This window comes from Streptomyces sp. NPDC058985, from assembly GCF_042740985.1.
GTDB lineage: Bacteria > Actinomycetota > Actinomycetes > Streptomycetales > Streptomycetaceae > Streptomyces.
Map to the genome: position 1 here is coordinate 104,708 of NZ_JBHYJX010000003.1, position 25,516 is coordinate 130,223.

Below are 25,516 nucleotides of genomic sequence, written 5' to 3' on the forward strand. Positions count from 1 at the left end.
GGCTCACCTCCGGGGGAGCAGCAAAGAACGGTGCCATTCGAAAAATGCGGGAAGAACGGATCGAAGAACGCGGAAAGCTGATATTCCTCCGCGCAGGGTGCCGATCCGGACGAGTTCGTGTTCCGGAGCGTCCACGACCACACGAACGGCCGCAACGGGGCGCTCGCCCGCCCGTACGGCGCTCAGGAGCGTGGCCGCGGACTCCATGTCGACGGCGATGGCGCCGGTCGCGAGCAGGTCGGCGCGTTCGGGGCCGCGAACGACGTGGTCCGAGCCGGTCAGCGGCCCGGTGTGGACGGTGCGCCCCGGCACGGCTCGCGCGAGTTCCTTGACGAGGCGGTCGGTGCCGACGCAGGCGACGGTGGAGCGCGGGTCCCGGGTCTCCTCGGCGACGACCAGGTCGCCGGGGTGCATGCCGGGGGCGAGTCCCGCGCAGAAGCCCGTGGCGAGCACGGCGGCGGAGCCGAGCGCCGGGCCGGCCAGGACCCGGGCGACCGAACGCTCGGCGGCCCGGGGGCCCATGCCGGTACGCAGGACGGTGACCGGCCCGCCCGCGCCACCGCGGTCGCCGGTGCGCAGGGCGAGGTGCTCGATGCCGAGCGCGCAGGCGATCAGCAGCGGGGAGGACGGGCCGGGCCGCGGGTTCATCAGCCGCCCTTCACCTCGGCCGCGGACGTCGTGTCCGCGGACCGCTCGGCCGCGGGGGCCGGGCGTGGCTTCTCGGCGAAGGGCTCCCCGTGGACGTACCGGCCGAGCGCGGTGAGGGGGAAGACCTGGCGGTAGAGGTGGTAGTTGATGGAGAAGTCCCAGGGGAAGCCGGTGCCGGTGAAGTACGGCTCGTCCCAGGAGCCGTCCTCGCGCTGGGTGGCGGCGAGCCAGGCGACGCCGCGTTCCACCGCGCCGGACTCCCGCTCCCCCGCCGCGAGCAGGGCCATCAGTGCCCACGCCGTCTGCGAGGCGGTCGAGGCGCCCCGGCCGCTCCACTCCTTGACGTACCGGTAGGAGCGCAGGTCCTCGCCCCAGCCGCCGTCGTCGTTCTGGACGGACTCCAGCCAGGTCACCGCGCGGCGGATCGCCGGGTGCGAGGCGGGGATCCCGGCGGCGGTGAGGGCGGGGACGACGGAGCCGGTGCCGTAGACGTAGTTGACGCCCCAGCGGCCGAACCACGAGCCGTCCTGCTCCTGTTCGGCGAGCAGCCACTGGATGCCGCGCCGGGTGCGCGGGTCGTGGGCGAGCCCCTCGACGGCGAGGCTCTCGACGACGTGCGCGGTGACGTCCGCCGAGGGCGGGTCGATGACCTCGCCGAAGTCGCAGAACGGCAGCCGGTTGGGGAAGGGGCTGGTGTTGTCGACGTCGAACGCGCCCCAGGCGCCGTTCCTCGACTGCATGCCGAGGTTCCAGCGCACCCCGCGGCCGATGGCCTTCTCCACCCGTTCCGGGTCGTGGTGGCTGACGCGGCGCAGCGCGAGGACCACCTCGGCGGTGTCGTCGATGTCGGGGTAGTTGTCGTTGTGGAACTCGAAGGCCCAGCCGCCGGGCGGAAGGCCGGGCCGCTTCACCGACCAGTCACCGGGGCGGACGATCTGCTCGCCGAGCATCCAGTCGGCGGCCTTCACCAGCTGCGGGTGGTCGGCGGGCACGCCCGCGTCGGCGAGCGCGATGGTGGCCAGGCAGGTGTCCCACACCGGGGACTGGCAGGCCTCGATCATCCGGGCGCCGTCCTCGCGCCACACGGCGAAACGGTCCAGCGACTCCAGGCCGGCGCGCATCACGGGGTGTTCGAGGTCGTAGCCGAGCAGGTACAGCGCGATGACCGAGTACACGGCCGGCGGCTGGATGCCGCCCCAGCAGCCGTCGTTCTCCTGGCGCTCGATGATCCAGCGGGCGGCGGTGTTCATGGCGGCCCGGCGCAGCCGGCGCGGGGCGACCTTGCGGTAGGCGTGCAGCGCCTTGTCGATGCGCTGGAAGGCGCCGTCCCAGCTCGCCGCCGGGGCCAGGGGCCGCGGGGGGTTGGGCAGGGCGGGGTCGGTGTGCAGTTCGTCCAGCGGGAAGGGGGCGGGACGTACCGGCCGCTTCGCCGAGACGATCGTGAGCGGCACGATGGTCTGCCGGGCCCAGCAGCCGAAGTCGTAGATGTTGAGCGGTACCCAGGTGGGGAAGTAGATGAGTTCCGGCGGGAGCTCCGGCAGGTCGTCCCACTTCCACCAGCCGAACAGGGCGAGCCAGATCCGGGTGAAGACGCGGGAGGCCGCGATGCCGCCGCGGCCGCGGACCCACTCCGACGCCTTCGCCATGTGCGGCGCGTCGGGGGCGTCGCCGGCCAGGCGGAGGGCGACGTAGGCCTCGATGGTGGCGGACAGGTCGCCGGGGCCGCCGTAGAAGGTGGCCCAGGCGCCGTCCTCGCGCTGCTCGCCGCGGACGAACAGGGCGGCGGCGCGGGTGGTCTCCTCGTCCTGGATGCCGAGAAACTGACGCAGCAGCAGGTCCTCGGCGTCCATCGTGACGTTGGTTTCGAGGTCGCCCTTCCACCAGCCCTGGGCGTCCTGCCGGGAGAGCAGGAAGTCCGTGGCGCGCCGGACGGCTCGGGCGGCGGCTTCTGGTACCCCGGCCGCCGCGGCGGGGACGGTGATGTCGGTTTCGCTGGCCGAGGGCGCGAGGGGCTTCAGGGCCGCCCCGGTGCTTCCGTCGGTCGTCGCTGTCATGGCTTCCCCTTCGTGCAGTGTGCATACGGTGCTCTGCTTGGGTCCGCCGTCGGCCGGTGCCTGTCCGTCGAGGACACCGGCCGGCGACTACGCGAGGGCTATTCGACCGATAGTGATCATCTCTTTCGTACGACGACGAAGTCGGCGAGCGCCGCGAACCTGTCCCGCACCCGCTCGGGCATGTCGACGGCGTCGAGGGCTTCGATGGCGATGGTGTGCTGGCGGCGCGCCTCGTCGGCGGTCCACTCGCGCCCGCCCGCCTCCTCGATGAGGGCGGCGCGGGCCGCGAACTCCTCCTCGGAGAAGTTCGCGAAGTCACTGGCCTTGGCGTCGGCCGCGAGGATCTCGCCGAGCCGTTCGGAGGCCGGGCCGCCCGCGGCGAGGGCGGCGACGACCGGGAGGGACTTCTTGCGCTGGCGCAGGTCGCTCCAGGTCTGCTTGCCGGTCGCCTCCGGATCGCCCCAGATGCCGAGCAGGTCGTCGACGGCCTGGAAGGCGAGGCCCAGGTGGTAGCCGTACTTCTCCAGGGTGTCGGCGGTGCGCTCGTCGGCGCCGCCGAGCACCGCGCCGATGGAGCTGGCGGAGGCGAGCAGGGCGCCGGTCTTGTTGCCCTCCATCTCCAGGCACTCCTCGACGCTGACGCGGTCGCGGTGCTCGTAGGAGATGTCCTGGGCCTGGCCGTCGATCAGGGCGCGGGTGGCGCTGGTGAGGCGGCGGGTGGCACGGCCGGCCTCGACGGTGCCCAGTTCGAGCAGCACCTCGTTGGCGAGGGCGAAGAGGGCGTCGCCGACCAGGATGGCCTGGGCGGGGCCGTGCACCTTCCAGACGGTGTCGCGGTGGCGGCGCTGCTCGTCGCCGTCCATCAGGTCGTCGTGCAGCAGGGAGAAGTTGTGCACCAGCTCCACGGCCACCGCGCCGGGCACGCCGACCTCGGGCGCGGCGCCGGTGACCTCGGCGGAGAGCACGGCGAGCGCGGGGCGGACGGCCTTGCCGCCGTCGCCGTCCGCGGGGTTGCCCTCGGCGTCGATCCAGCCGAAGTGGTAGGCGGCGACGGTGTCCATGGGAGGCGCGAGGCGGTCGACGGCCGCCCGCAGGACCGGCGTGGCCAGGGTCCGGCCGCGCTCCAGCAGCGCGGTCACGTCCACCGTGGTCCTCGGAGCGGCCTTCGGGCCGGGGGGCGCGGTGGGCACAGTCTTTCCTCCAGTTGCGGTACCGGGAGTGCGGGAGTCGGCCCCGCGCGGGTCGGCTCTCATGCCGCCTCCTCGAAGAAATCGGGAAGGAGTCCGCGGGACCGGCCCAGGGCGCCGAGAGCGGCGCCCGCCGCTCCGACACCGCTGCGAACCGCACTCTCCATGGTCGCGGGCCACCCGGTGGCGGTCCACGTTCCGGCCAGGTAGAGGCCGGGTGCCTTGGTGCGGGCGCCGGGCCGGAGGCGGCCGACGCCGGGCGCCGGGGCGAACGTCGCGGTGCGCTCCCTGGTCACGAAGAAGTCCTTCACCCCGGCACCGCGGCTGCGCGGCAGCAGCCGCTCCAGTTCGGGCAGGTACCGCTCGCGCAACGCGGCCACGGGCTCGTCGATCTCGTCCTGCGCGGTCGACTGCGACAGCGCCAGGTACTGACCCTCCTTCAGCCCGGAGGCCTCGGTACGGTCGAACACCCACTGCACCGGGGTGCCGAGCGCCGTGAGGAACGGCGTGGCGAGCACCTTGCGGTCGTAGATCACGTGGATGTTGAGGATCGGCGCGGTGCCGATCTCCAGCAGGTTCTCCGGGGCGTCGAGGGCGCCGTCCGGCAGCAGGTCGTGCGCCTCGCGCTGGGGTACGGCGAGGACGACCGCGTCGGCGTCGAGCGTCTCGTCGGGTACCTGGACGCTCCAGCCGCCGTTCTCCTTCGCCCGGAGGGAGGTGACGCGGGTACGGACCTCGGTGCGCACGCCCGCGGCGTCGAGCGCCCTGCGGGCCAGCCGGTCGTGCAGTTCCCCCAGCGGGACGCGGGCCCAGCCGATGTCGGCCGCGCCGGGGTCGGACAGCAGACCGGTCTTGAACACCATCGCGGCGAGCCCCAGTGAGGCGTCGCCCGCGACCGCGTTGAGGGTGGCGACCCCGACCAGGTCCCACAGGGCCTCGACGGCCCGCGGCGACTGACCGTGCGCGGCCAGCCAGCTGCCGAAGTCCTGGGTGTCCAGGGCCGGGTCGGCGAGGTCGAGCCCCTTGAGCGCGAGCGCGGCCCGTCCGACCGAGGCGCGCTCGGCGAGCGAGAGATGGGGGTACGTCGCGAGGCTGCGCCCCAGGTGCAGGGGGACGGGCAGCGCGTCGCGGCGCAGTCGGCCGAGCCGGCGTCCCTCCGGCCTCGCCACGTCGAGGACGGGCACGTCGAGGCGGTCCTGCACGGGAGCGAGCGCGGTGCCGCCGATGCGGTCGAGGAACCAGCGGTAGGCGGTGCAGCAGCGCAGGTAGACGTGCTGGCCGTTGTCGACGGTGAGGTCGCCGCGCCGGAAGGAGAAGGCGAGCCCGCCCAGGCGGGGCCGCCCTTCGAGCAGGGTGACGCGCACGCCTGCGTCGGCGAGCGCGAGCGCGGAGGTCACTCCTGCGAGGCCGCCGCCGACCACCACGGCGTGCGCGCCGGGTCGGAGGGCGGTGACGTCCGCGACCTGCCCCCCGTCACGCGTGCCGTTGGCGTGCGTCATGGTGCGCCCTTCCCTGTCCGGTCGCCGTGGTGTTTGAACGGCGTACGGCCGACCGTCTCAGTCAGGGACGCCGACCGCCACCGGAGGGTTGCCCACCGGTGCACGGCGGTGGTCCGGTCCGGGGCCGGCGTGCCGCGTGTGCCGGGTGTGTCCATCAGGCGCGCCTCCTGACGGTCCGGCGGGTGACGTGCCGGGTGTCGAGGCCGGACAGGCCGCGCACGGCGACGTACGCCTTCTCGCGGCCGGGAAGCGAGACGCGGCCGCGCAGCACGGCCTCCGGGTCGCGCTCGATGCGGTCGAGGAGCCGGCGGTAGATGCCGGCCATGGCGGCCACGCAGGCCCCGCTGCGCCGGTCGAGCATGGGGAGCAGCCGGTAGCCCTCGGCGAACAGGGCGCGGGCCCGGCGCACCTCGAAGTGCACGAGGCCCGTGAAGTCGGAGCCGGCGGGGGGCGTCGGCCCGTTGAAACCGGCCGAGCAGCCGAACTTGGCGAGGTCGTCGGCGGGCAGGTAGGTGCGTCCGCCCTCGGCGTCCTCGCGGACGTCCCGCAGGATGTTGGTGAGCTGGAGTGCGAGGCCGAGCGTGTCGGCGTACTCGGGCGCGCGGTCGGCTCCGTGCGCCCCCGGTTCGGTGCCGAACACGCCCAGGGAGAGGCGTCCGATGGCGCCCGCGACACAGCGGCAGTAGGTCCGCAGGTCGTCCCAGGTCTCGTAGGTCTCGCCGCGTACGTCCATCTGGACGCCGTCGATCAGTTCGTCGAGGCCGCCGAGCGGGATCGGGAAGGCCCGCGCCGCGTGGGCGAGGGCGACGGCGACCGGGTCGGTGTCGTCCTCGTCGACGGCGCCGTCGTGGATCCGGGCGAGCACCGACCGGGTCTCGTCCAGCCGGGCGACCTTGACGTCGTCCGGCAGCGCCCCGTCGCCGATGTCGTCGACGCGGCGCGAGAACGCGTACAGCGCCGACATGGCCCGTCGCTTCGGCGTGGGCAGCAGCCGGATGCCGTAGGCGAAGTTGCGTGCCTGCCGGCCGGTGACGGCCTCGCAGTAGCTGTAGGCGGCGAGCACCGGCGCCGGCATGTTCGGTGACGGGTCCACGGTCCCGATCACCCCTCTCCTCGCAGGGCCAGGCCCGTCTCGCGCAGCAACCGGAGCTTGCCGGGCTTGGGCGGGCCGGGAAGTACGTCGTGATCCGCGTCGGCGATCGCCCGCAGGGCGGCCCTTCCCCCCGCCACGAACCCCGCGAGCAGCAGACGCAGCCGGCCGTGGACGCTGCCGACCAGGGGGGCGCCCTCGTCCAGCAGGTCGTGGGCGCGTCGGGCCTCGTACGCGAGCAGGGCGCGCACCGACGCGTTGGCGGTGGGCGCGGCGAGGTCCGTCTCCCGGACGTGGAAGCGCTTCATGTCCTCGGCGGGCAGGTAGATCCGGTCCTCGGCGAGGTCCTCGGCGACGTCCTGGAGGTGCTCGACGATCTGCAGGGCGGTGCAGACGGCGTCGGAGCGGCAGATCCGCTCGGGCGTGGCGGTGCCGGTGACGGCGAGGACGAGGTGGCCGACCGGGTTGGCGGACAGCTCGCAGTAGGCGAGGAGGTCGTCGTAGGTCTCGTACCGCCGGACGAGCTGGTCCTGACGGTTGGCGGCGATCAGGCCGAGGAAGGGCGCGGGGGTCAGCGAGCGGCGGCGGACGGTGGGCCGCAGGCGGCGCAGCAGCGGGTGGCGGGGGGTGCCGTCGAAGACCCGGTGCAGGTCCTCCTCGAAGGCGTCCAGCATCAGCACCCGGTCGTCGGCGCGGTCGTCGGGGACGCCGAGGAGACGGGCGTCGGCGCCGCCCGGCGCGAGGTCGCCGTCGCCGATGTCGTCGACGAGGCGGGCGAAGCCGTACACGGCCATGAGGTCGGCGCGCCAGTCGCGCGGCAGGAAGAAGGGGGCGACGGGGAAGTTCTCGTCGGCGGCCTTGGCCAGGGTGCCGCGCTCCGCGTCGACGGCGCACGCTTCGGGGAGCCGGGGAGTTTCCGTAGCCATTGCCGTCACATCTCCCGTTCTACACTGCCGACCCAATACACACTATTTCGGACACGCCGCCCGGCCGCCCGCGGGCAGGCCCGGTGGAGGGTGTCGGGCATTATCGCCCCATGTGCCGCGATTCAGGACCGGTCCAGCTTACGTTGTACAACTCACGGACTTCCCGCGGGGTGCTCGGCGCATCACAACAACACACCGATTCACTTCAAGATTCCTGAGAACAGCAGGAGTTGACGGTTGTTTTGCATACGCGGGGCCCCGCCGGAAGACGGCGGGGCCCCGGCGTGCCGGCCTACTTGCCCGTGAACTTCTCGTACTCCTTGAGCACCTCGTCCGTCGGGCCGTCCATGCGCAGTTCGCCGCGCTCCAGCCACAGGACGCGGTTGCAGGTGTCGCGGATGGACTTGTTGTTGTGGCTGACCAGGAAGACGGTGCCCGCCTCCTTCTTCAGCTCCCGGATACGCTCCTCGGAGCGGGTCTGGAACTTGCGGTCGCCGGTGGCCAGCGCCTCGTCGATCATCAGGACGTCGTGGTCCTTGGCGGCGGCGATGGAGAAGCGCAGCCGGGCGGACATGCCGGACGAGTAGGTGCGCATCGGCAGGGTGATGAAATCGCCCTTCTCGTTGATCCCGGAGAAGTCGACGATGTCCTGGTAGCGCTCCTTGATCTGCTCGCGGGTCATGCCCATGGCCAGGCCACCGAGGATGACGTTCCGCTCGCCGGTCAGGTCGTTCATGAGGGCCGCGTTCACGCCGAGCAGCGAGGGCTGGCCGTCCGTGTAGACCTTGCCGCGTTCGGCGGGCAGCAGGCCGGCGATGGCCCGCAGCAGCGTCGACTTGCCGGAGCCGTTGGAGCCGATGAGGCCGATGGCCTCGCCCCGGTAGGCGGTGAAGGAGACGCCCCGCACGGCGTGCACCTTGCGCACGCCGCGCGCCGCGTCGTCGGAGCCCCGCTTGATGATCCTGCTCAGGGCCGCGGTCGCGCTGCCTTTGCCCGTCTTGGCGCCGTTGACCCGGTAGACGATGTGCAGTTCGTCCGCGATGACCGTCGGCACCCGCTCGCCCTGCTGCTGCTCAGCCACGGCCGTACCTCTCCTCCGCCTTCCAGAAGTACACGAAGCCGCCCACGGCGAGGGCCACGGCCCAGCCGAGCCCGACCGCCCAGACGTGCGGCGGCAGGTTCTCGGAGCCGTACCCGTCGATGAGCGCGAAGCGCATCAGGTCCATGTAGATCGCGGCCGGGTTCCACTGGAGGACGTCCGAGATCCAGGACGGGTGCTCCGCCAGCATGACCGGGATGGAGAACATGACGCCCGAGGCGTACATCCAGGTCCGCATGATGAACGGCATCAGCTGGGCGAGGTCCGGGGTCTTGGCCCCCATGCGCGCCACGATCAGCGCCAGGCCCACGTTGAAGAGGAACTGCAGGACGAGCGCCGGCACCACCAGCAGCCAGGACAGCTTCGGGTAGCTGCCGAACCCGATCACCACGGCGAACATCACGATCATCGAGGCCAGCAGCTGCTGGAGCTGCTGCAGGGCGAACGAGATCGGCAGTGAGGCACGCGGGAAGTGCAGCGCCCGCACCAGGCCGAGGTTGCCGGAGATCGCGCGGACGCCCGCCATGGCCGAGGACTGGGTGAAGGTGAAGACGAACACACCCGTCACCAGGAACGGGATGTACACGTCCTTCGGCATGCCCTTGCCCGCGTTCAGGATCAGGCCGAAGATCAGGAAGTAGACGAGCGCGTTGAGCAGCGGGGTGGCCACCTGCCACAGCTGGCCGAGCTTGGCCTGGCTGTACTGGGCGGTCAGCTTCGCCTGGGAGAAGGCGAGGATGAAGTGCCGCCGGCCCCAGAGCTGGCGGACGTACTCCACGAGGGACGGCCGGGCACCGCTCACGGACAGCCCGTACTTGGCGGCGAGCCGGGCCGGTGGGAGGCCCTCGTCGGGCGCCACGGGCTTGGTCATGGCGACCGTGCCGTCGTGCGTTGTCTCACTCACTGGTGGATGCTTTCGTCTTCGGAATGCTCGGCCGCGCGGGCCTGGCACGGACCTGTTGGCCCCGGTCGGGGCCGGAACGCTCTCGGGTACGAGCTTGTCAGATCACCGGGGGGCGGCCCAGCCGGGTCAGGCGCCACACCGTACGCCACCGCATGGGCCGGCGGGGACCGCACGGGGTCGCCCAGCCTTCGCGGAAACCGCCGAACCAGGCCTTCAGCGCAGGTCGCGAGGGGCGGCGCAGCAGGGTGAGCAGCATCCAGACGCCCAGGTAGACCGGGACCAGGAGCGCGGGCAGGTTGCGGCGGGCGAGCCAGACGCGGTTGCGGGCGACCATGCGGTGGTAGACCGCGTGCCGGGAGGGGGCGGTCGTGGGGTGGTTGAGCACCATGTCGGACCGGTAGTCGATCATCCAGCCCGCGTCGAGCGCCCGCCAGGCCAGGTCCGTCTCCTCGTGGGCGTAGAAGAACGCGTCCGGGAGGCCGCCGACCTGGGTGAGGACACGGGTGCGCACGGCGTTGGCGCCGCCGAGGAAGGTGGTCACCCGGGAGGAGCGCATCGGGTCGGAGGCGCGCAGCCGGGGGACGTGCCGCCGCTGGGTCTCGCCGGTGTCCGGGTCGGCGATGCGGAAGCTGATGATGCCCAGCTCGTCGTCGGCGGCGAACGCCTGGCGGCACAGCTCGGCGGTGTCGGTGCGGGCGAGCAGGCCGTCGTCGTCGAGGAAGAGCAGGACGTCGACGTCGCTCCCGCCCGGTCCGAAGGCCTCGATGCCGACGTTGCGGCCGCCGGGGATGCCCAGGTTCTCGGGCAGCTCGACGGTGCGCACGCCGTCCGGCACCTCCGGGACGGGCGAGCCGTTGCCGACGACGACGACCTGGACCGGGTCGCCGTCCTGCTTGGCGACCGAGTCGAGCAGGGCCCGCAGCTCCTCGGGGCGGTTGCCCATCGTGATGACGACGGCGCCGACCTTCATGGGCGCGCTCACTTCAGCCTGCTGGAGGCGAGGATGGACACCAGGTGCAGCAGGGTCTGCAGCAGCGCGATGCCGGCGAGTACGGCGGTGCCGAGGCGGGTGAAGAAGAGGTCGCCGCGGCTCTCGTCGACGATCGCGAGGACGAGGATCAGCAGGGACGCCTCGATGCCGAGGATCAGCCGGTGGAACTTGAGGGCACCGGCGGCCCGGCGGGCCAGGGCCATGCCGGAGGAGCGGGGCTCGGAGGCGGACTCCTGGACCGGCTCCTTGCCGGTCTGGTGCCGGGCGACCCCGACGAGGTCGGTCTCGGCCTTGATCAGGATGGCGCCGAGAGCGGCCAGGGTGCCGAGGAAGGCCCACAGCCAGTCGATCCGCCCGGTGCCGAACACGTCGGCGGCGCGCAGGCCGAGGCCGACCAGGACCGCGGCGTCGGTCAGGTAGGCGCCGACCCGGTCCAGGTAGACACCGGCGAGCGAGTACTGCCCCCGCCAGCGGGCGATCTCGCCGTCGACGCAGTCCAGCAGCAGGTAGAGCTGGACCGCGACGACGCCGAGCACGGCGCCCGTGATCCCCGGCACCAGCAGGGCGGGGGCGGCGAGCACGCCGCAGACGGTCATCAGGTACGTGAGCTGGTTGGGCGTGATCCTGGTGTTCACCAGGTAGCGGTCGATCCGCAGCGAGACCTCGCGCATGTAGAGGCGTCCCGCCCAGTGCTCACCGCTGCGCCGGTCCTTGACCCCCGCGGGATGGACGACCGGACGTAGTTCAGCTACCGATGGCCTTGACATAGTCGGCGTACAGGTCCTTGATCTGGTCGGTTTTCAGGTCGAGGTGCTCGAGGATCGTGTAGCGGCCGGGCCGGGTCTGGGGGGCGTACTCCACGGCCCGGAAGAACTCCTGGGGTGTGAAGCCGATCTCCTCCGGCAGCACCGGCAGCCCGTGCCGGCGCAGCACCTCGGCCATGTGGGCGGACTCCTCGTGGGCCCCGCGCAGGTACATCGCGAAGGCCGCGCCCAGTCCGCACTGCTCGCCGTGGGCGGCCGCGCGGGTGGGGAAGAGCAGGTCGAGGGCGTGGTTGATCTCGTGGCAGGCGCCCGAGGACGGCCGCGAGTCACCCGACACCGACATGGCGATGCCGCTGAGCACCAGCGCCTCGGCCAGCACCTGGAGGAACTCGTTGTCGCCGATGCCGCCCGGGTGCCGGAGCACGGCCTCGCCCGCCTGGCGGGCCATGGCGGCGGCCAGGCCGTCGATCCGCTCGCCCTTGACGCGGTTGGCCAGCTCCCAGTCCGCGATCGCGGAGACGTTGGAGACGGCGTCGCCGATGCCGGCGCGCACGAAGCGGGCCGGGGCCGCGCGGATGACGTCCAGGTCGATGACGACCGCGATCGGGTTCGGCACGCCGTAGGAGCCGCGGCCGGCGTCGTTGTCCAGGGTGGCGACCGGCGAGCACAGACCGTCGTGCGCGAGGTTCGTGGGCACGGCCACCAGCGGGAGGCCGATGCGCGCCGCGGCGAACTTGGCACAGTCGATGATCTTGCCGCCGCCGAGGCCCACGACCGCGTCGTAGTGGCCGCCCTTCATGGCGCCGGCCAGGTTGATGGCGTCGTCCAGGGTGCCGCCGCCGACCTCGAACCAGTCGGCGCCGGGCAGGGAAGGAGTGACGCGCTCACGCAGCCGGGCGCCGGAACCGCCGCTGACGGCGACGGCGAGCTTGCCCGAGTGGGAGATGCGCTCGTCGGCGAGCACGGCTCCCAGGTCGTCGAGGGCACCCGCGCGGATGTCCACGACGACCGGCGACGGGATGAGCCTCGTCAGTACTGGCACGCGATCTCCCGGCCCTTGGCGAGGTCGTCGTGGTTGTCGATCTCGACCCACTTGAGGTCGCCGATCGGCGCCACGTCGATCTTGAAGCCGCGGTTGACCAGCTCCTGGTAGCCGTCCTCGTAGTACAGCTGCGGGTCGCGCTCGAAGGTGGCCTTCAGCGCGTCGGCCAGGTCGGCGGCGGCATCGCCCTCGATGAGGGTGACGCCGATGTACTCGCCGGTCGCCTCGGCCGGGTCCATCAGCTTGGTGATGCGCTGGACGCCCTTGTCGGGGTCGACGACGACCTTCATCTCCTCCTCGGCGAGGTTCTTCACCGTGTCGAGGGCGAGGATGATCTTCTTGCCGTCGCCGCGGGCGGCGAGCAGGGTCTTCTCGACGGAGACCGGGTGCACGGTGTCGCCGTTGGCGAGGATCACGCCGTCCTTGAGGGCGTCACGGCCGCACCACAGGGAGTAGGCGTTGTTCCACTCCTCGGCCTTGTCGTTGTCGATGAGGGTGAGCTTGACGCCGTACTTCTGCTCCAGCGCCTCCTTGCGGTCGTACACGGCTTCCTTGCGGTAGCCGACGATGATCCCGACCTCGGTCAGGCCGACCTCGGCGAAGTTCGCCAGCGTCAGGTCCAGCACCGTGATGCTGTCCTCCGCACCCTCGGGGCCGACCGGGACCAGTGCCTTGGGCAGGGTGTCGGTGTAGGGGCGCAGACGGCGTCCGGCGCCGGCCGCCAGCACGAGGCCGATCATGCGGGTTCTCCTTCGTCGTGTACGGCGGGTGCGCCGACCTTGTGGGCGGCGACCCAGAAGCGGATGCTCTCGGCGAGCACCACGAGTGCCACGGCCACGGCGAGGACCGTGAGCGCGACCTTGAACTGTGTGGCGGTGAGGAGCACGGCCAGCGCGGTGATCACCAGCGTGCGGCCCTCGTGCCCCCCGGCCGTCCGCACCAGCCAGGCAGGCGGCGCGCCCGCGTCACCCCGGATGCGGTAGACCGTGTCGTAGTGATGGTAGGCGACCGCGGCCACCAGCCCGAAAGCCGCCGGAAGGGCTCCGTTCACGTCGGCCTTCGCCGCCAGTGCCAGGACCGTGAGGTACTCGGCGGCGCGGAAGAACGGCGGGACGAGCCAGTCGAGGGCGCCCTTGAGGGGGCGGGCGACGGCGAGGGACGAGGTCAGGACGTAGACGGCCGCGGCGACGAGCGGCCACGGGCCGCCGAAGTCGGTGAGCGCGGCCGTCGCGACGACGGCGGCGCCGCCGAGCAGGGCGACGGCGGGGGCGGCGAAGCCGGGCAGGCGGCGCGCGGTCCCGGCGAGGCTCCTGGCGCCGGCCTCCGCGAGCGGGCCGGAGTCGGCGAGGTCCGCCAGCGCCCCGGCGGCCCGGTCGGTCCTGGTCGCCCTGCGGGTCAGGGAGCGCAGGACCCGGCCCGCCGTGGTGTACGTCGCGGCGAAGGCGCAGCCGATCAGCAGCACGTAGAAGGTGATGCGGGGGGTGGCGACCGCGGTCAGGACGGCGATCATGGCCCAGCGTTCGCCGATGGGCAGGACGATCATGCGGCGGAGCCAGACCGTCCAGCCGACGCTGTCGAGCCGGTCGGAGAGGGCGGCGGTGGGGCTCGTGTTGGCGGCGGCATCGTGGTTGGCCTCGTTGAACGAGAAGTCGACGACGTGCCGGCAGGTCTGGAGGACCATGGCGCCGAGCGCGAGGGCCCACACGTCGTCGCCGCCGCGGGCGGCGCCGAGGGCGAGGCCCGCGTAGTAGGCGTACTCCTTGGCGCGGTCGAAGGTGGCGTCCAGCCAGGCGCCGAGCGTGGAGTACTGCAGGGAGTAGCGGGCGAGCTGCCCGTCGGTGCAGTCGAGGACGAAGGACGCGATCAGCAGGACACCGGCGGCGACGAAGCCGCCGCGGGTGCCGGTGGCCGCGCAGCCGGCCGCTATCAGCGCGGTGAGCAGCGAGGCGGTGGTGACCTGGTTGGGGGTCAGTCCGCGCCGGGCGCACCAGCGGGCGATGTAGCGGGAGTACGGGCTGATGGCGAAGGTGGTGACGAAGCCGTCGCGGGCCTTGACCGCCGACTTCAGGCGTACGGCCTCGTCGTCGACGGCGGCGACCGCCTGCCGGGCCTCGTTGCGGGCCTGTGGGTCGGCGGGGACGGCGGCGACGAGGCTGCCCAGTTCGGGGCGGTGCACGGCGGCGCCGTCCGCGTCGAGGGCGGCGGTGATCCGGTCGGCGAGGCTGTCGACGGCGACCGCGGTGCCGCCGCCCGCGGAGTTCTCGCGGGCCATCGCGCGGGTCAGGGCCTGCCGGCCCTCGGGGCGGGCGGTCACGGCGCCGGGGACGGCGGCCAGCGGGAAGCGCGGGTCGGTGAGGCCGAGGCGCAGGGCGTGCGGGTGGCCCACGAAGCGGGCGTCGACGACGGCGACCCGTTCCGCGGCCGGGACGCGGGCCAGCAGCGTCTCGGTGTCGGCGGCGCCGGAGGCGTGCTGCACGTCGAAGCCCAGGGACCGCAGTTCGCTCTCGATCGACGAACCGGGGACCGGCTGACCGGTGAGGATGGCGGTCGGCAACCGAACTCACTCCCTGGTGCCCGGTGCCTGGAACGCCGGGCCTGTGCATGGTGGGACGCCCGTGCCGGTGGCACCCGGGCGGCGTGTCGGCAGAGGCTATCGGATGCCGGGAACGCCGTGTTCACCGCCTGTTTCACAGTCGGTCGGCGCCGCTTGCACCCGCCTTTGCCGCGATCATCATCGTGGATCCGGGGGTCCGCTCACAAACCGCGCACCCAGACCGGACATCACGGGCGTCGCTCAGTGTCCGCGGGTGTTCGCGGAGGGTCAGACCGGCCCGCTCTCCGGCCGTTCGGCCAACTGGCCCAGACAGGGCTCCCGAGCGTCGCCCGCCCCCTGACCTGCGTAACGTTTACGCAGGTCAGGGCACATGACAACGGTGTTCAGTGCCGCGTTGCCGGATACCCCCTACCCGTAGTTGACTGTGGCCCGGAGGCCAGGCGTCGGACGCCGGACAGACAGGGAGGCGGCTTTCTCATGGGGGCTGGGCACGACCACGGACACGCGCACGGGGCGCCGGCCGGCGGGACGGCGACGGCCGCGTACCGCGGCAGGCTGCGGGTGGCGCTGGGGATCACCCTCGCCGTCATGGTCGCCGAGATCGTCGGCGGGGTACTGGCCGACTCGCTGGCCCTGATCGCCGACGCGGCGCACATGGCGACGGACGCCCTGGGCCTGGGCATGGCGCTGCTCGCCATCCACTTCGCGAGCCGCCCGCCCAGCGACCGGCGCACCTTCGGCTACGCCCGCGCCGAGATCCTCGCCGCCCTGGCCAACTGTCTGCTGCTGCTCGGGGTCGGCGGGTACGTGCTGTACGAGGCGGTCGAGCGGTTCATCACACCCGCGGCCACCCAGGGCGGGCTGACCGTCGTCTTCGGCGCGATCGGCCTGGTGGCGAACGTGGTGTCGCTGTCGCTGCTGATGCGCGGCCAGGAGGACAGCCTCAACGTGCGCGGCGCCTTCCTGGAGGTGGCGGCCGACGCACTGGGTTCCCTCGCCGTGATCGTCTCGGCGCTGGTGATCCTGGCCACGGGCTGGCAGGCGGCCGACCCGATCGCGTCACTGGTCATCGGTCTGATGATCGTGCCGCGCACGCTGCGGCTGCTGCGCGAGACCCTGGACGTGCTCCTGGAGGCGGCCCCCAAGGGCGTGGACATCGCCGAGGTGCGCGCCCACATACTGGCGCTGGACGGCGTCGAGGACGTGCACGACCTGCACGCCTGGACGATCACCTCGGGCCTGCCGGTGCTGTCGGCGCACGTGGTGGTGAGCGGCGAGACGCTCAGCGCGATCGGCCACGAGAAGATGCTGCACGAGCTGCAGGGCTGCCTCGGCGACCACTTCGACGTGGAGCACTGCACCTTCCAGCTGGAACCCGGCGGGCACGCCGAGCACGAGGCGCGGCTGTGCCACTGAGGGCACCGCGCTGAGGGTCCGGGGGCGCGTGAGGTCCGGGGGCGCGTGCGCGCGCGAACGCGCCGTCGAGGGCCCCGATCCGCCGTGCGGTCGCTCCCGGTGCCCCCGTTCCACCCCTCGTGGCCTCGACACGGAGGTTCCCGGACGGCGCCGCCGGGCACGATCACCCATCGGGCCCCTCCCGCGGCGGCGCCTGGGACATGCGGGTACGCCGGTAAGTCCCGGGAGTGCCGGATTCGTACGGCACACTTGGGGCGCGAGGACCGATGTGAAGGATGGGTATGCCGATCACTCCTGCCACCGCGACGCACAGTTCGTCGAACGGCACCGCAGACGCGATTTTGCTGGAACTGGTCGACGAGAACGGCGTGACGATCGGCACCGCGGAGAAGCTCTCCGCGCACCAGCCGCCTGGGCGGCTGCACCGCGCCTTCTCCGTGTTCCTCTTCGACGAGCGGGGCCGGCTGCTGATCCAGCAGCGCGCGCTCGGCAAGTACCACTCCCCCGGTGTGTGGTCCAACACGTGCTGCGGTCACCCCTATCCCGGAGAGGCGCCGTTCGCGGCGGCGGCCCGGCGGACGTACGAGGAGCTGGGCGTCTCGCCGTCCCTGCTCGCGGAGGCCGGCACGGTGCGCTACAACCACCCCGACCCGGCCTCCGGCCTGGTCGAGCAGGAGTACAACCACCTCTTCGTCGGCCTGGTCCAGGCGGAGCCGCGGCCCGACCCCGAGGAGGTCGCCGGGACGGCCTTCGTCTCGCCGGCCGAGCTGTCCGAGCGGCACGGGCGGGACACCTTCTCGGCGTGGTTCATGACCGTGCTGGACGCCGCCCGTCCGGCCGTCCGCGAGCTGACGGGCCCGTCGGCCGGCTGGTGAGCCCTACGGCAGGGCGTGCTTGAGCGGCAGCGCGGCCCAGATCACCTTGCCGCCGGTCGCCGTGTGGACCACGTCGCAGGCTCCGCCCGACTCCCGGGTCAGCTCGCGGACCAGCAGCAGCCCGCGCCCGCCCGTCCGCCCGTAGTCGGTCTCCAGGGCGGTCGGGCGGTAGGGGTGGTCGTCCTCCACGGCCACCCGCACCCACTCGGGCCCGACGGCGACCTCGACGGCGAGCACCGGGGACAGCACCGCCGCGTGCCGGACCGCGTTCGTGACCAGCTCCGAGACGATCAGCAGCAGCGCCTGGGCCACGTCGTCGGAGACCGGGACGCCCTGGCGCACCAGAAGGTCCCGCACGGCGTGCCTGGCCTGCGGCACGGAGGCGTCCACCGCGGGGGCGGTGAACCGCCAGACCCCTTCGTACGGCAGCGGCCCGGCGGGCCCGGTCTCGTCCATCGTCCGGTCGCCACCCTTGGGCTCGATAGTCACCACACCCCTGAGTGTTGGCAACGCGTCGCTCCGCACCGGAGGACTGAACACAAGTCAGCAGGTATCGAGCGGTTCTGACCGCCTGCGGAAGACACGGTCGCTCCTGGGACCGTTCCTGTCCCCGCTTGCCCGCCTGCTCGGACCGGCTGAGTCGCCGGATAGCATCCGGCCCATGGAGCCGCAGCTGCTGCACGGGGTCGCCGACTCGGTCGCCACCGTCGTCGTCCACCACCCGGCCAAGCGCAACGCCATGACGGCCGCGATGTGGCGCGCGCTGCCGCCGCTGCTGGACGGCTTGGCCGCGGATCCGGCGGTACGGGTGCTGGTGCTCACCGGTGAGGGCGGGACGTTCTGCGCGGGCGCGGACATCTCGACGCTGCGGGAGTCGCCGGAGCGGGCACAGCGGCTGGCGGTGCTCGCCGAGGAGGCACTCGCCGCCTTCCCCAAGCCGACGCTCGCGGCGGTCCGCGGTCACTGCGTCGGCGGCGGGGCCCAGTTGGCGGCCGCCTGCGACCTGCGCTTCGCCGAGGAGTCGGCGCTGTTCGGGGTGACCCCGGCCAAGCTCGGCGTGGTGTATCCGGCGTCCGCGACCCGGCGCCTGGTCGCGCTGACGGGTCCGGCGACCGCGAAGTACCTGCTGTTCAGCGGGGAGTTGATCGACGCGGCGCGGGCCCTGCGCACCGGCCTGGTCGACGAGGTGCTGCCGGAGGGCGAGCTGGACAAGCGGGTCGCGGAGTTCACCCGCGTCCTGGCGTCCCGCTCGCTGCTGACGCAGGCCGCGGCGAAGGAGTTCGCGAACGGGCGCACGGACCGGGACGCCCACTGGGCCGGGCAGGCACGCGGCAGCGGCGACACCGCCGAGGGGGTCGCCGCCTTCCTGGAGCGCCGGCCGCCGCGGTTCGGCTGGAACGGGCCTACGTCAGGATGAACCGGCTCCGGCCGCGGAACTCCTCGACGAGGTGCGCGGGCGCCTTCTCCGGGGACCCGGCGTCGTAGGGCGGCTGCGGGTCGTACTCGGTCAGCAGCTGGACCGCACGGGCGTGCTCGTCCCCGGCGATCCGGCCGAGCAGCGTCAGACCCATGTCGATGCCGGAGGAGACGCCGGCCGCGGTGACGTACTTGCCGTCGGTGACCACCCGCTCCCCGGTCGGCTCGGCGCCGAAGCGCGTGAGGTGGTCCAGGGCCAGCCAGTGCGAGGTGGCGCGGCGCCCCCGCAGCAGCCCGGCGGCGGCCAGCAGCAGGGAGCCGGTGCACACGGACGTGGTCCAGGTGCTGGTGGCGTCGGCGGTGCGCAGCCAGTCCAGGAGGGTCTCGTTCTCCATCTGCGGGGTCTGTCCGGGGCCGCCGGGGACGACGACGATGTCGGGGCTGGGTACGTCGGCCAGGGTGCGGTCGGCGGTGAGCGCGAGGTCGCCGCTCTCGTTGCGCACGGGGCCGGTCCGTTCGGCGACGAAGACGGTCTCCGCGTCGGGGAGGCGGCCCAGGGTCTCGTACGGGCCCACGGCGTCCAGGGCGGTGAAGCGGTCGAAGAGGACGATGGCGATCTGCACGGGGTTCCTTTCGCGGTCGGTCGGTGGGTGCCGGTGCGCGCGGGTGGCCCTCAGTGGGCCGGCGCGGGACGGAAGCGGCGGCGGTACTCCGCCGGTGAGGTGCCGAGAGCCTTGACGAAGGCGCGGCGCATGGCCTCCGGGGTGCCGTAGCCGCTGGCCCGGGAGACCTGCTCGACTCCGTCGCCGGTGTCCTCGAGGAGCCGGCGGGCGTGTTCCAGCCGGACGCGGTCGACGTAGCGGCCGGGCGTCGTGCCGGTCTCCGCCCGGAAGGCGCGGGCGAAGTGGCGCGGCGAGAGGCCGGCCCGGGCGGCGAGGGCCTCCACGCCCAGGTCGGCGCCGGGGTGTTCGGTGATCCACTGCTGGAGTTCCCGCAGCGGTTCCCGGCACGCGGTCTGGGCGGCGAGCTGGGCGCTGAACTGGGCCTGGTTGCCGGGGCGGCGCAGGAACACCACCAGGTGGCGGGCGATGGTCAGGGCGGTGTCCCGGCCCAGGTCCTCCTCCACCAGGGCGAGGGCGAGGTCGATGCCGGAGGTGACGCCGGCGGACGTGGCGACGTGGCCGTCGCGGACGTAGATCGGGTCGGGATCGACGTCCACCGCCGGGTGGTCGCGGGCGAGCCGGTCGCAGTAGGCCCAGTGGGTGGTGGCGCGGCGGCCGTCCAGGAGGCCCGCCCCGGCGAGCAGGGCCGCCCCTGTGCAGACGGAGACCAGGCGCCGGACGTGCGGTCCGTGTGCGCGCAGCCAGTCGGTCAGGCGGGGGTCGGGACTCCGGGTGCCCTGTCCGCCCGGCACGACCAGGGTGTCCGGGTCCGGCACGTCGGCGAGCGCCCGGTCCGGTACGACGGTCAGACCGCTGGACGTGCGCACGGGAGCGCCGTCCAGTGAGGCGGTGCCGATGCGGTACGTCCCCGGGGTGTGCCGCTCGGCGCCCGCGAAGACCTCCACGGGGCCGGTGACATCGAGGCTCTGGACCTGGTCGAAGAGAACGACGAGGACGGTTCGCTGCGCCATGCCCCGATTCTTCGCCCACCTCGGCGATGGCCGCAATGACGGGCACCCCACCTTTCCTGCCATGCGCACTCATCCATGGAGAACGTACTGAGCGGTTGGTAACGTGCCTGGCATGACGACTGCCGCCATCGACACCCGCGCCGCACGCCGCTGCCACAACACGCTCAACTCGCTGCACTCGACGCACTACTTCTCGCCCGACACCGGCCGGGAACTGGCCGCCCTCGGGGTCACCGACCCGCGGGCCGTCAACTTCGCGGTGCGTGCCGCCGCGCTGGGCGCGGCCGGGGCCGGCGCGGTGACGGCCGCCTTCTACAACTACAAGTACGAGCTGGTCGCCCGGCACGTGCCCGCCGTCTGGGAGACGGTCACGCCGGAGCAGGCCCTGGCGGCCCGCTCGCGTGCCGTCGACGCGACGCTGCGCCGTCTGCTGGGCGAGCCGGTCCTGGCCTCGGCGGAGATGGCCGAGGCGGCCGAGCTGGCCCTGCGTGCCGCCGAGGGCTGCACGCGCGGCGGCCGTCCGCTCTACGCGGCGCACGCGGACCTGCCGGTGCCCGACGCGCCGCACCTGGCGTTCTGGCACGCGGCGACCCTGCTGCGCGAGTACCGGGGCGACGGTCACCTCGCCGCGCTGCTGGCCGCGGACCTGGACGGTCTGGAGGCGCTGGTGACGCACACCGCGACCGGCCGCGGGATGGCCCCGAAGTGGGTCCTGTCCACCCGCGGCTGGACCCAGGAGGAGTGGGACGCGGCGCGGGAACGGCTGCGCGGACGTGGGCTGATCGACGACGCCGGCGAGCTGACCGAGCGGGGAGCGGAGCTGCGCGACGAGGTCGAGCGGGAGACGGACCGGCTCGACACCGCGCCCTACGCGCACCTCGGCGAGGAAGGCGTGGCACGTCTGACCGAACTCGCAACGCCCTTCGCGCGCGCGGCACTCGGCGCGGGCGCCTACCCCGCGGATCTCTTCGGCAAGGGCTGAGGACACGCCCGGGCACGCGCACAGGCATGGCGGGCGGGTTCGGAGGTACCCGTTACCTCCCGGCCACCCGGCCGGGAGGTAACGAAAGGGGCTTCTCGTGTTCCGTGCCATCGCAGACGTGCTGCGCCAGATCGGTGGCGCAGTCGCCACCGTGGTGACGCTTCCCTTCCGGGCCCTGGCCCGGCTCTTCGGCGGTGCGTCGTCCACCGCCCGCGGCCGCAAGGCCTGATCTCCCGCCCGGTGTGGGGGCGGTTCCGACCGGCCGGGAGGACGCCCTGATCCCCGATTGTCGGCGCCACCTGCCACAATTGCCGCGCAACCTCAGTGAGAAGGCGGTACGGGATCGTGACGACACCCGGGTCCAGCGGGTCCATGGCAGTAGGGTCCATCGAGAGCAGGATCGCCGAGGAGCTCGGCGTACGGGAGCGGCAGGTGAAGGCCGCGGTGGAGCTGCTCGACGGCGGCTCGACGGTGCCCTTCATCGCCCGCTACCGCAAGGAAGCGACCGAGATGCTCGACGACGCGCAGCTGCGCACGCTCGAGGAGCGGCTGCGCTATCTGCGGGAGCTGGAGGAGCGGCGGACCGCGATCCTCGACTCGGTGCGCGAGCAGGGCAAGCTCACCGAGGAGCTGGAGGCGCGCATCCGCACGGCGGAGACCAAGGCCCGCCTGGAGGACGTCTACCTGCCGTTCAAGCCGAAGCGGCGCACCAAGGCGCAGATCGCGCGGGAGGCGGGTCTGGAGCCGCTGGCCGAGGGCCTGCTGGGTGACCCGTCCGTCGACCCGCACGCCGCGGCCGGCGCGTTCGTCGACGCCGGCAAGGGCGTGGCGGACACCCAGGCCGCCCTCGACGGCGCCCGGTCGATCCTCACCGAGAAGTTCTCGGAGGACGCCGACCTGATCGGTGAGCTGCGCGAGCGGATGTGGGGGCGCGGACGGCTCGCCGCCAAGGTCAAGGACGGCAAGGAGGAGGCCGGCGCCAAGTTCGCCGACTACTTCGACTTCGCCGAGCCGTTCACCGCGCTCCCCTCGCACCGCGTCCTCGCCATGCTGCGCGGCGAGAAGGAGGACGTGCTCGACCTCGTCCTGGAACCCGAGGAGGCCTCCGACGGGCCGTCCTCGTACGAGGGCATCGTCGCGAGCCGGTTCGGGATCGCCGACCGCGGCCAGCCCGCCGACAAGTGGCTCTCCGACACCGTCCGCTGGGCCTGGCGCACCCGCATCCTGGTGCACCTCGGCATCGACCTCAGGCTGCGGCTGCGCACCGCCGCCGAGGACGAGGCGGTGAACGTCTTCGCGGCGAACCTGCGCGACCTGCTGCTGGCCGCCCCGGCGGGCACCCGCGCGACGCTCGGCCTGGACCCCGGCTTCCGTACGGGGGTGAAGGTCGCCGTGGTCGACGCCACCGGCAAGGTCGTCGCCACCGACGTGATCCACCCGCACGTACCCGCCAACCGGTGGGACGAGGCGATCGCCAAGCTGGCCCGGCTCGCCGAGGAGCACTCCGTCGACCTGGTCGCCATCGGCAACGGCACGGCGTCCCGCGAGACCGACAAGCTCGCCGGGGAGCTGATCACCAAGCACCCCGAGCTGAAGCTCACCAAGGTGATGGTGTCCGAGGCCGGCGCGTCCGTGTACTCGGCCTCCGCCTTCGCCTCGCAGGAGCTGCCGGACATGGACGTCTCACTGCGCGGCGCCGTGTCGATCGCCCGGCGGCTCCAGGACCCGCTGGCCGAGCTGGTGAAGATCGACCCGAAGTCCATCGGCGTCGGCCAGTACCAGCACGACCTCTCCGAGGTGAAGCTCTCACGCTCCCTGGACGCGGTGGTCGAGGACTGTGTGAACGGCGTGGGCGTGGACGTGAACACGGCGTCCGCCCCGCTGCTCTCCCGCGTCTCCGGCATCACCTCGGGCCTCGCCGAGAACATCGTCTCGCACCGCGACGCGAACGGTCCGTTCACCTCCCGGACCGAGCTGAAGAAGGTCTCGCGGCTCGGGCCCAAGGCGTACGAGCAGTGCGCGGGCTTCCTGCGGATCCGCGGCGGCAGCGACCCGCTCGACGCGTCCAGCGTGCACCCCGAGGCGTACCCGGTGGTGCGCCGGATGGTGAAGACCGCCGGGCAGGAGGTGGCCGGCCTGGTCGGCAACACCTCGGTGCTGCGGTCGCTGAGGCCGGCGGACTTCGTGGACGAGACGTTCGGTCTGCCGACGGTCACCGACATCCTGCGGGAGCTGGAGAAGCCCGGGCGCGACCCGCGGCCCGCCTTCAAGACGGCCACCTTCAAGGAGGGCGTGGAGAAGCTGTCCGACCTGTCGTCCGGGATGGTGCTGGAGGGCGTCGTCACCAACGTCGCCGCGTTCGGGGCGTTCGTGGACGTCGGTGTGCACCAGGACGGGCTGGTGCACGTGTCCGCGATGTCGAAGACCTTCGTGAAGGACCCGCGGGACGTGGCCAAGCCCGGCGACATCGTCAAGGTCAAGGTGCTGGACGTCGACATTCCGCGCAAGCGGATCTCGTTGACGATGCGGCTCGACGACGAGGCCGCCCCGCAGGGCGAGCAGAAGAAGGAGCGCGGGGGCAACAGGCCCCCCAGGCAGCGGCAGCAGCGGCAGGGCTCCGGCGGTGGCGGAAAGGGCCGGTCCTCGGCCGCCCCCGCTCCGTCCAACGGGGCGATGGCCGACGCGCTGCGGCGGGCCGGGCTGGCGTAGGCCCCCGGCGCGGTGGCGGGGGCTGGCCGCTCAGGCCGACGTCTCCGTCACCTTGCCGTCCGCCACCTCCAGGCGGCGCGTCACCCGTACCGCGTCGAGCATGCGGCGGTCGTGGGTGATCAGCAGGAGCGTGCCCTCGTAGGCGTCGAGGGCCGACTCCAGCTGCTCGATGGCCGGCAGGTCGAGGTGGTTGGTCGGCTCGTCCAGGACCAGGAGATTGACGCCCCGGCCCTGGAGCAGGGCGAGGGCCGCCCGGGTGCGCTCGCCGGGTGACAGGGTCGACGCGGCGCGCATGACGTGGTCCGCCTTGAGGCCGAACTTGGCCAGGAGGGTGCGGATGTCCGCCGGTTCGGTCCCGGGAACGCCGGTGCGGAAGGCGTCCAGCAGGGTCTCGGGTCCGTGGAACAGCTCGCGGGCCTGGTCGACCTCGCCCAGCAGGACGCCGGAGCCGAGCGCCGCGTGTCCGGCGTCGAGCGGGACCCGGCCCAGGAGGGCACCGAGCAGCGTGGACTTGCCCGCGCCGTTCGCCCCGGTCACCGCCACCCGGTCCGCCCAGTCGACCTGCAGGGAGACCGGGCCGAGGACGAACGCGCCGCGCCGTACCTCGGCGTCGCGCAGGGTGGCCACGACCGCGCCCGAGCGGGGCGCCGAGGCGATCTCCATGCGCAGGTCCCATTCCTTGCGCGGCTCCTCGACCACCTCCAGGCGTTCGATCATGCGCTGGGTCTGGCGGGCCTTGGCGGCCTGCTTCTCGCTGGCCTCGCTGCGGAACTTGCGGCCGATCTTGTCGTTGTCGTTGCCCGCCTTGCGCCGGGCGTTCTTGACGCCCTTGTCCATCCAGGAGCGCTGCGTCTGGGCCCGGTCCTGGAGGGCGGCCCGCTTGTCGGCGTACTCCTCGTACTCGTCGCGGGCGTGCCGCCGGGCCACGTCCCGCTCCTCCAGGTAGGCCTCGTAGCCGCCGCCGTAGAGGTTGATCTGCCGCTGGGCCAGGTCGAGTTCGAGGACCTTGGTGACGGTGCGGGTGAGGAACTCGCGGTCGTGGCTGACGACGACGGTGCCCGCGCGCAGGCCGGTGACGAAGCGTTCGAGGCGCTCCAGGCCGTCCAGGTCGAGGTCGTTGGTCGGCTCGTCGAGCAGGAAGACGTCGTAGCGGGACAGGAGGAGGGAGGCGAGACCGGCCCGGGCCGCCTGGCCGCCGGACAGCGAGGTCATCGGCTGGTCGAGCCCGACCGTGAGGCCCAGTGCGCCGGCGGTTTCCTCGGCGCGCTCGTCGAGGTCGGCGCCGCCGAGGGAGAGCCAGCGCTCCAGGCTGGTCGCGTAGGCGTCGTCGGCGCCGGGGGCTCCGTCGACCAGGGCCTGGGTGGCCTCGTCCATGGCGCGCTGGGCCTCGGTGACGCCGGTGCGGCGGGCGAGGAAGTCCCGGACGGTCTCGCCGGGGCGGCGCTCCGGCTCCTGCGGGAGGTGACCGACGGTGGCGGCCGGCGGGGACAGGCGCAGTTCGCCCTGTTCCGGCGCGGTCAGCCCGGCGAGCATCCGCAGGAGGGTGGACTTGCCCGCGCCGTTGGCCCCGACGAGGCCGATGACGTCGCCGGGTGCGACGACGAGGTCGAGCCCGGTGAACAGGGAGCGGTCGCCGTGGCCGGCGGCGAGGTTCTTGGCGACGAGGGTGGCAGTCATCAGGCCCACGATCCTAGGGCCTGTCCGGCGCGTCCCGTCGTCGCGGGGCA

Annotated in this window: 24 protein-coding genes; 6 read left to right on the plus strand and 18 right to left on the minus strand. The window is 72.9% G+C overall.

Features of this window, described 5'->3' with window-relative positions; translation table 11 throughout:
• Positions 1-3: 3 nt before the first annotated feature.
• The 14 genes from ACFW01_RS03570 to ACFW01_RS03635 all read right to left on the minus strand — a co-directional run bounded on the left by ACFW01_RS03570 (position 4) and on the right by ACFW01_RS03635 (position 14,758).
• The gene (locus tag ACFW01_RS03570; RefSeq protein ID WP_234956964.1) at positions 4-648 is read right to left on the minus strand and encodes a 1-hydroxy-2-methyl-2-butenyl 4-diphosphate reductase; all 645 of its coding nucleotides are present in this window, start codon (positions 646-648) and stop codon (positions 4-6) included.
• Positions 648-2,702, minus strand: coding sequence for a squalene--hopene cyclase (gene shc, locus ACFW01_RS03575; protein WP_384502283.1), 2,055 nt, complete (start codon positions 2,700-2,702; stop codon positions 648-650). The genes ACFW01_RS03570 and shc overlap by 1 nt, the downstream gene beginning before the upstream one ends.
• A 116-nt stretch (positions 2,703-2,818) precedes the next feature.
• Entirely contained in the window at positions 2,819-3,955 is a 1,137-nt protein-coding gene (locus ACFW01_RS03580; RefSeq protein ID WP_384502284.1) for a polyprenyl synthetase family protein, read from the minus strand.
• Complete coding sequence (hpnE, locus tag ACFW01_RS03585; protein WP_384502285.1) at positions 3,952-5,388, minus strand: hydroxysqualene dehydroxylase HpnE; 1,437 nt, start codon at positions 5,386-5,388, stop codon at positions 3,952-3,954. Before hpnE ends, ACFW01_RS03580 begins: the two co-directional genes overlap by 4 nt.
• On the minus strand, positions 5,385-5,543 hold the full coding sequence (locus ACFW01_RS03590; RefSeq protein ID WP_234956961.1) for a DUF6380 family protein: 159 nt from the start codon (positions 5,541-5,543) through the stop codon (positions 5,385-5,387). The genes hpnE and ACFW01_RS03590 overlap by 4 nt, the downstream gene beginning before the upstream one ends.
• Positions 5,543-6,493, minus strand: coding sequence for a presqualene diphosphate synthase HpnD (gene hpnD, locus ACFW01_RS03595; protein ID WP_384502286.1), 951 nt, complete (start codon positions 6,491-6,493; stop codon positions 5,543-5,545). The genes ACFW01_RS03590 and hpnD overlap by 1 nt, the downstream gene beginning before the upstream one ends.
• Positions 6,490-7,404 (minus strand): squalene synthase HpnC, encoded by a 915-nt coding sequence (gene hpnC, locus ACFW01_RS03600; protein WP_384502287.1) that lies wholly within the window; start codon positions 7,402-7,404, stop codon positions 6,490-6,492. The genes hpnD and hpnC overlap by 4 nt, the downstream gene beginning before the upstream one ends.
• Before the next feature lie 292 nt (positions 7,405-7,696).
• A complete protein-coding gene (locus ACFW01_RS03605; protein WP_185832114.1) occupies positions 7,697-8,485 on the minus strand; it encodes an ABC transporter ATP-binding protein in 789 nt (262 codons plus the stop codon).
• Positions 8,478-9,407 (minus strand): ABC transporter permease, encoded by a 930-nt coding sequence (locus ACFW01_RS03610; RefSeq protein ID WP_234956959.1) that lies wholly within the window; start codon positions 9,405-9,407, stop codon positions 8,478-8,480. The genes ACFW01_RS03605 and ACFW01_RS03610 overlap by 8 nt, the downstream gene beginning before the upstream one ends.
• A 97-nt stretch (positions 9,408-9,504) precedes the next feature.
• Positions 9,505-10,377, minus strand: a complete 873-nt coding sequence (locus tag ACFW01_RS03615; RefSeq protein ID WP_234956987.1) for a glycosyltransferase — start codon at positions 10,375-10,377, stop codon at positions 9,505-9,507.
• 8 nt (positions 10,378-10,385) lie between these two features.
• Entirely contained in the window at positions 10,386-11,165 is a 780-nt protein-coding gene (locus tag ACFW01_RS03620; RefSeq protein ID WP_234956958.1) for a CDP-alcohol phosphatidyltransferase family protein, read from the minus strand.
• Positions 11,143-12,204 (minus strand): iron-containing alcohol dehydrogenase family protein, encoded by a 1,062-nt coding sequence (locus ACFW01_RS03625; RefSeq protein ID WP_234956957.1) that lies wholly within the window; start codon positions 12,202-12,204, stop codon positions 11,143-11,145. Before ACFW01_RS03625 ends, ACFW01_RS03620 begins: the two co-directional genes overlap by 23 nt.
• Positions 12,192-12,944 carry a sugar phosphate nucleotidyltransferase gene (locus tag ACFW01_RS03630; protein WP_122620666.1) on the minus strand — a complete coding sequence of 251 codons (753 nt, stop codon included), beginning with the start codon at positions 12,942-12,944 and terminating at the stop codon, positions 12,192-12,194. Before ACFW01_RS03630 ends, ACFW01_RS03625 begins: the two co-directional genes overlap by 13 nt.
• Positions 12,941-14,758: a DUF5941 domain-containing protein gene (locus ACFW01_RS03635; RefSeq protein WP_234956956.1), complete on the minus strand. Its 1,818-nt coding sequence runs from the start codon at positions 14,756-14,758 to the stop codon at positions 12,941-12,943. Before ACFW01_RS03635 ends, ACFW01_RS03630 begins: the two co-directional genes overlap by 4 nt.
• Positions 14,759-15,235: 477 nt before the next feature.
• Here ACFW01_RS03635 and ACFW01_RS03640 point away from each other — a divergent pair, with 477 nt between their 5' ends.
• Both ACFW01_RS03640 and idi read left to right on the plus strand, forming a co-directional pair.
• On the plus strand, positions 15,236-16,174 hold the full coding sequence (locus tag ACFW01_RS03640; protein WP_234956955.1) for a cation diffusion facilitator family transporter: 939 nt from the start codon (positions 15,236-15,238) through the stop codon (positions 16,172-16,174).
• A gap of 281 nt (positions 16,175-16,455) precedes the next feature.
• Positions 16,456-17,049, plus strand: coding sequence for an isopentenyl-diphosphate Delta-isomerase (idi, locus tag ACFW01_RS03645; protein ID WP_234956954.1), 594 nt, complete (start codon positions 16,456-16,458; stop codon positions 17,047-17,049).
• A 3-nt stretch (positions 17,050-17,052) separates the two neighbouring features.
• Here the strand turns inward: idi and ACFW01_RS03650 are convergent, their stop codons facing one another.
• Entirely contained in the window at positions 17,053-17,505 is a 453-nt protein-coding gene (locus tag ACFW01_RS03650) for an ATP-binding protein (protein WP_234956986.1), read from the minus strand.
• 205 nt (positions 17,506-17,710) lie between these two features.
• Here ACFW01_RS03650 and ACFW01_RS03655 point away from each other — a divergent pair, with 205 nt between their 5' ends.
• Positions 17,711-18,466, plus strand: a complete 756-nt coding sequence (locus ACFW01_RS03655) for an enoyl-CoA hydratase/isomerase family protein (RefSeq protein WP_234956953.1) — start codon at positions 17,711-17,713, stop codon at positions 18,464-18,466.
• Here ACFW01_RS03655 and ACFW01_RS03660 read toward each other — a convergent pair.
• Positions 18,453-19,088 (minus strand): DJ-1/PfpI family protein, encoded by a 636-nt coding sequence (locus ACFW01_RS03660; RefSeq protein WP_234956952.1) that lies wholly within the window; start codon positions 19,086-19,088, stop codon positions 18,453-18,455. The two genes, ACFW01_RS03655 and ACFW01_RS03660, sit on opposite strands and share 14 nt — an antisense overlap.
• 50 nt (positions 19,089-19,138) lie before the next feature.
• Positions 19,139-20,098 carry a GlxA family transcriptional regulator gene (locus ACFW01_RS03665; RefSeq protein ID WP_234956951.1) on the minus strand — a complete coding sequence of 320 codons (960 nt, stop codon included), beginning with the start codon at positions 20,096-20,098 and terminating at the stop codon, positions 19,139-19,141.
• Between the two features lie 112 nt (positions 20,099-20,210).
• Between ACFW01_RS03665 and ACFW01_RS03670 the strand changes: the two genes are divergently transcribed.
• From ACFW01_RS03670 to ACFW01_RS03680, 3 genes are all read left to right on the plus strand, one after another.
• Complete coding sequence (locus tag ACFW01_RS03670; RefSeq protein ID WP_234956950.1) at positions 20,211-21,080, plus strand: hypothetical protein; 870 nt, start codon at positions 20,211-20,213, stop codon at positions 21,078-21,080.
• 97 nt (positions 21,081-21,177) lie between these two features.
• Complete coding sequence (locus tag ACFW01_RS03675; protein WP_346346251.1) at positions 21,178-21,309, plus strand: LPFR motif small protein; 132 nt, start codon at positions 21,178-21,180, stop codon at positions 21,307-21,309.
• 143 nt (positions 21,310-21,452) lie between these two features.
• On the plus strand, positions 21,453-23,789 hold the full coding sequence (locus ACFW01_RS03680; protein WP_234956949.1) for a Tex family protein: 2,337 nt from the start codon (positions 21,453-21,455) through the stop codon (positions 23,787-23,789).
• Positions 23,790-23,819: 30 nt separating this feature from the next.
• Here the strand turns inward: ACFW01_RS03680 and ACFW01_RS03685 are convergent, their stop codons facing one another.
• Complete coding sequence (locus ACFW01_RS03685; RefSeq protein ID WP_234956948.1) at positions 23,820-25,466, minus strand: ABC-F family ATP-binding cassette domain-containing protein; 1,647 nt, start codon at positions 25,464-25,466, stop codon at positions 23,820-23,822.
• Positions 25,467-25,516 lie beyond the last annotated feature (50 nt).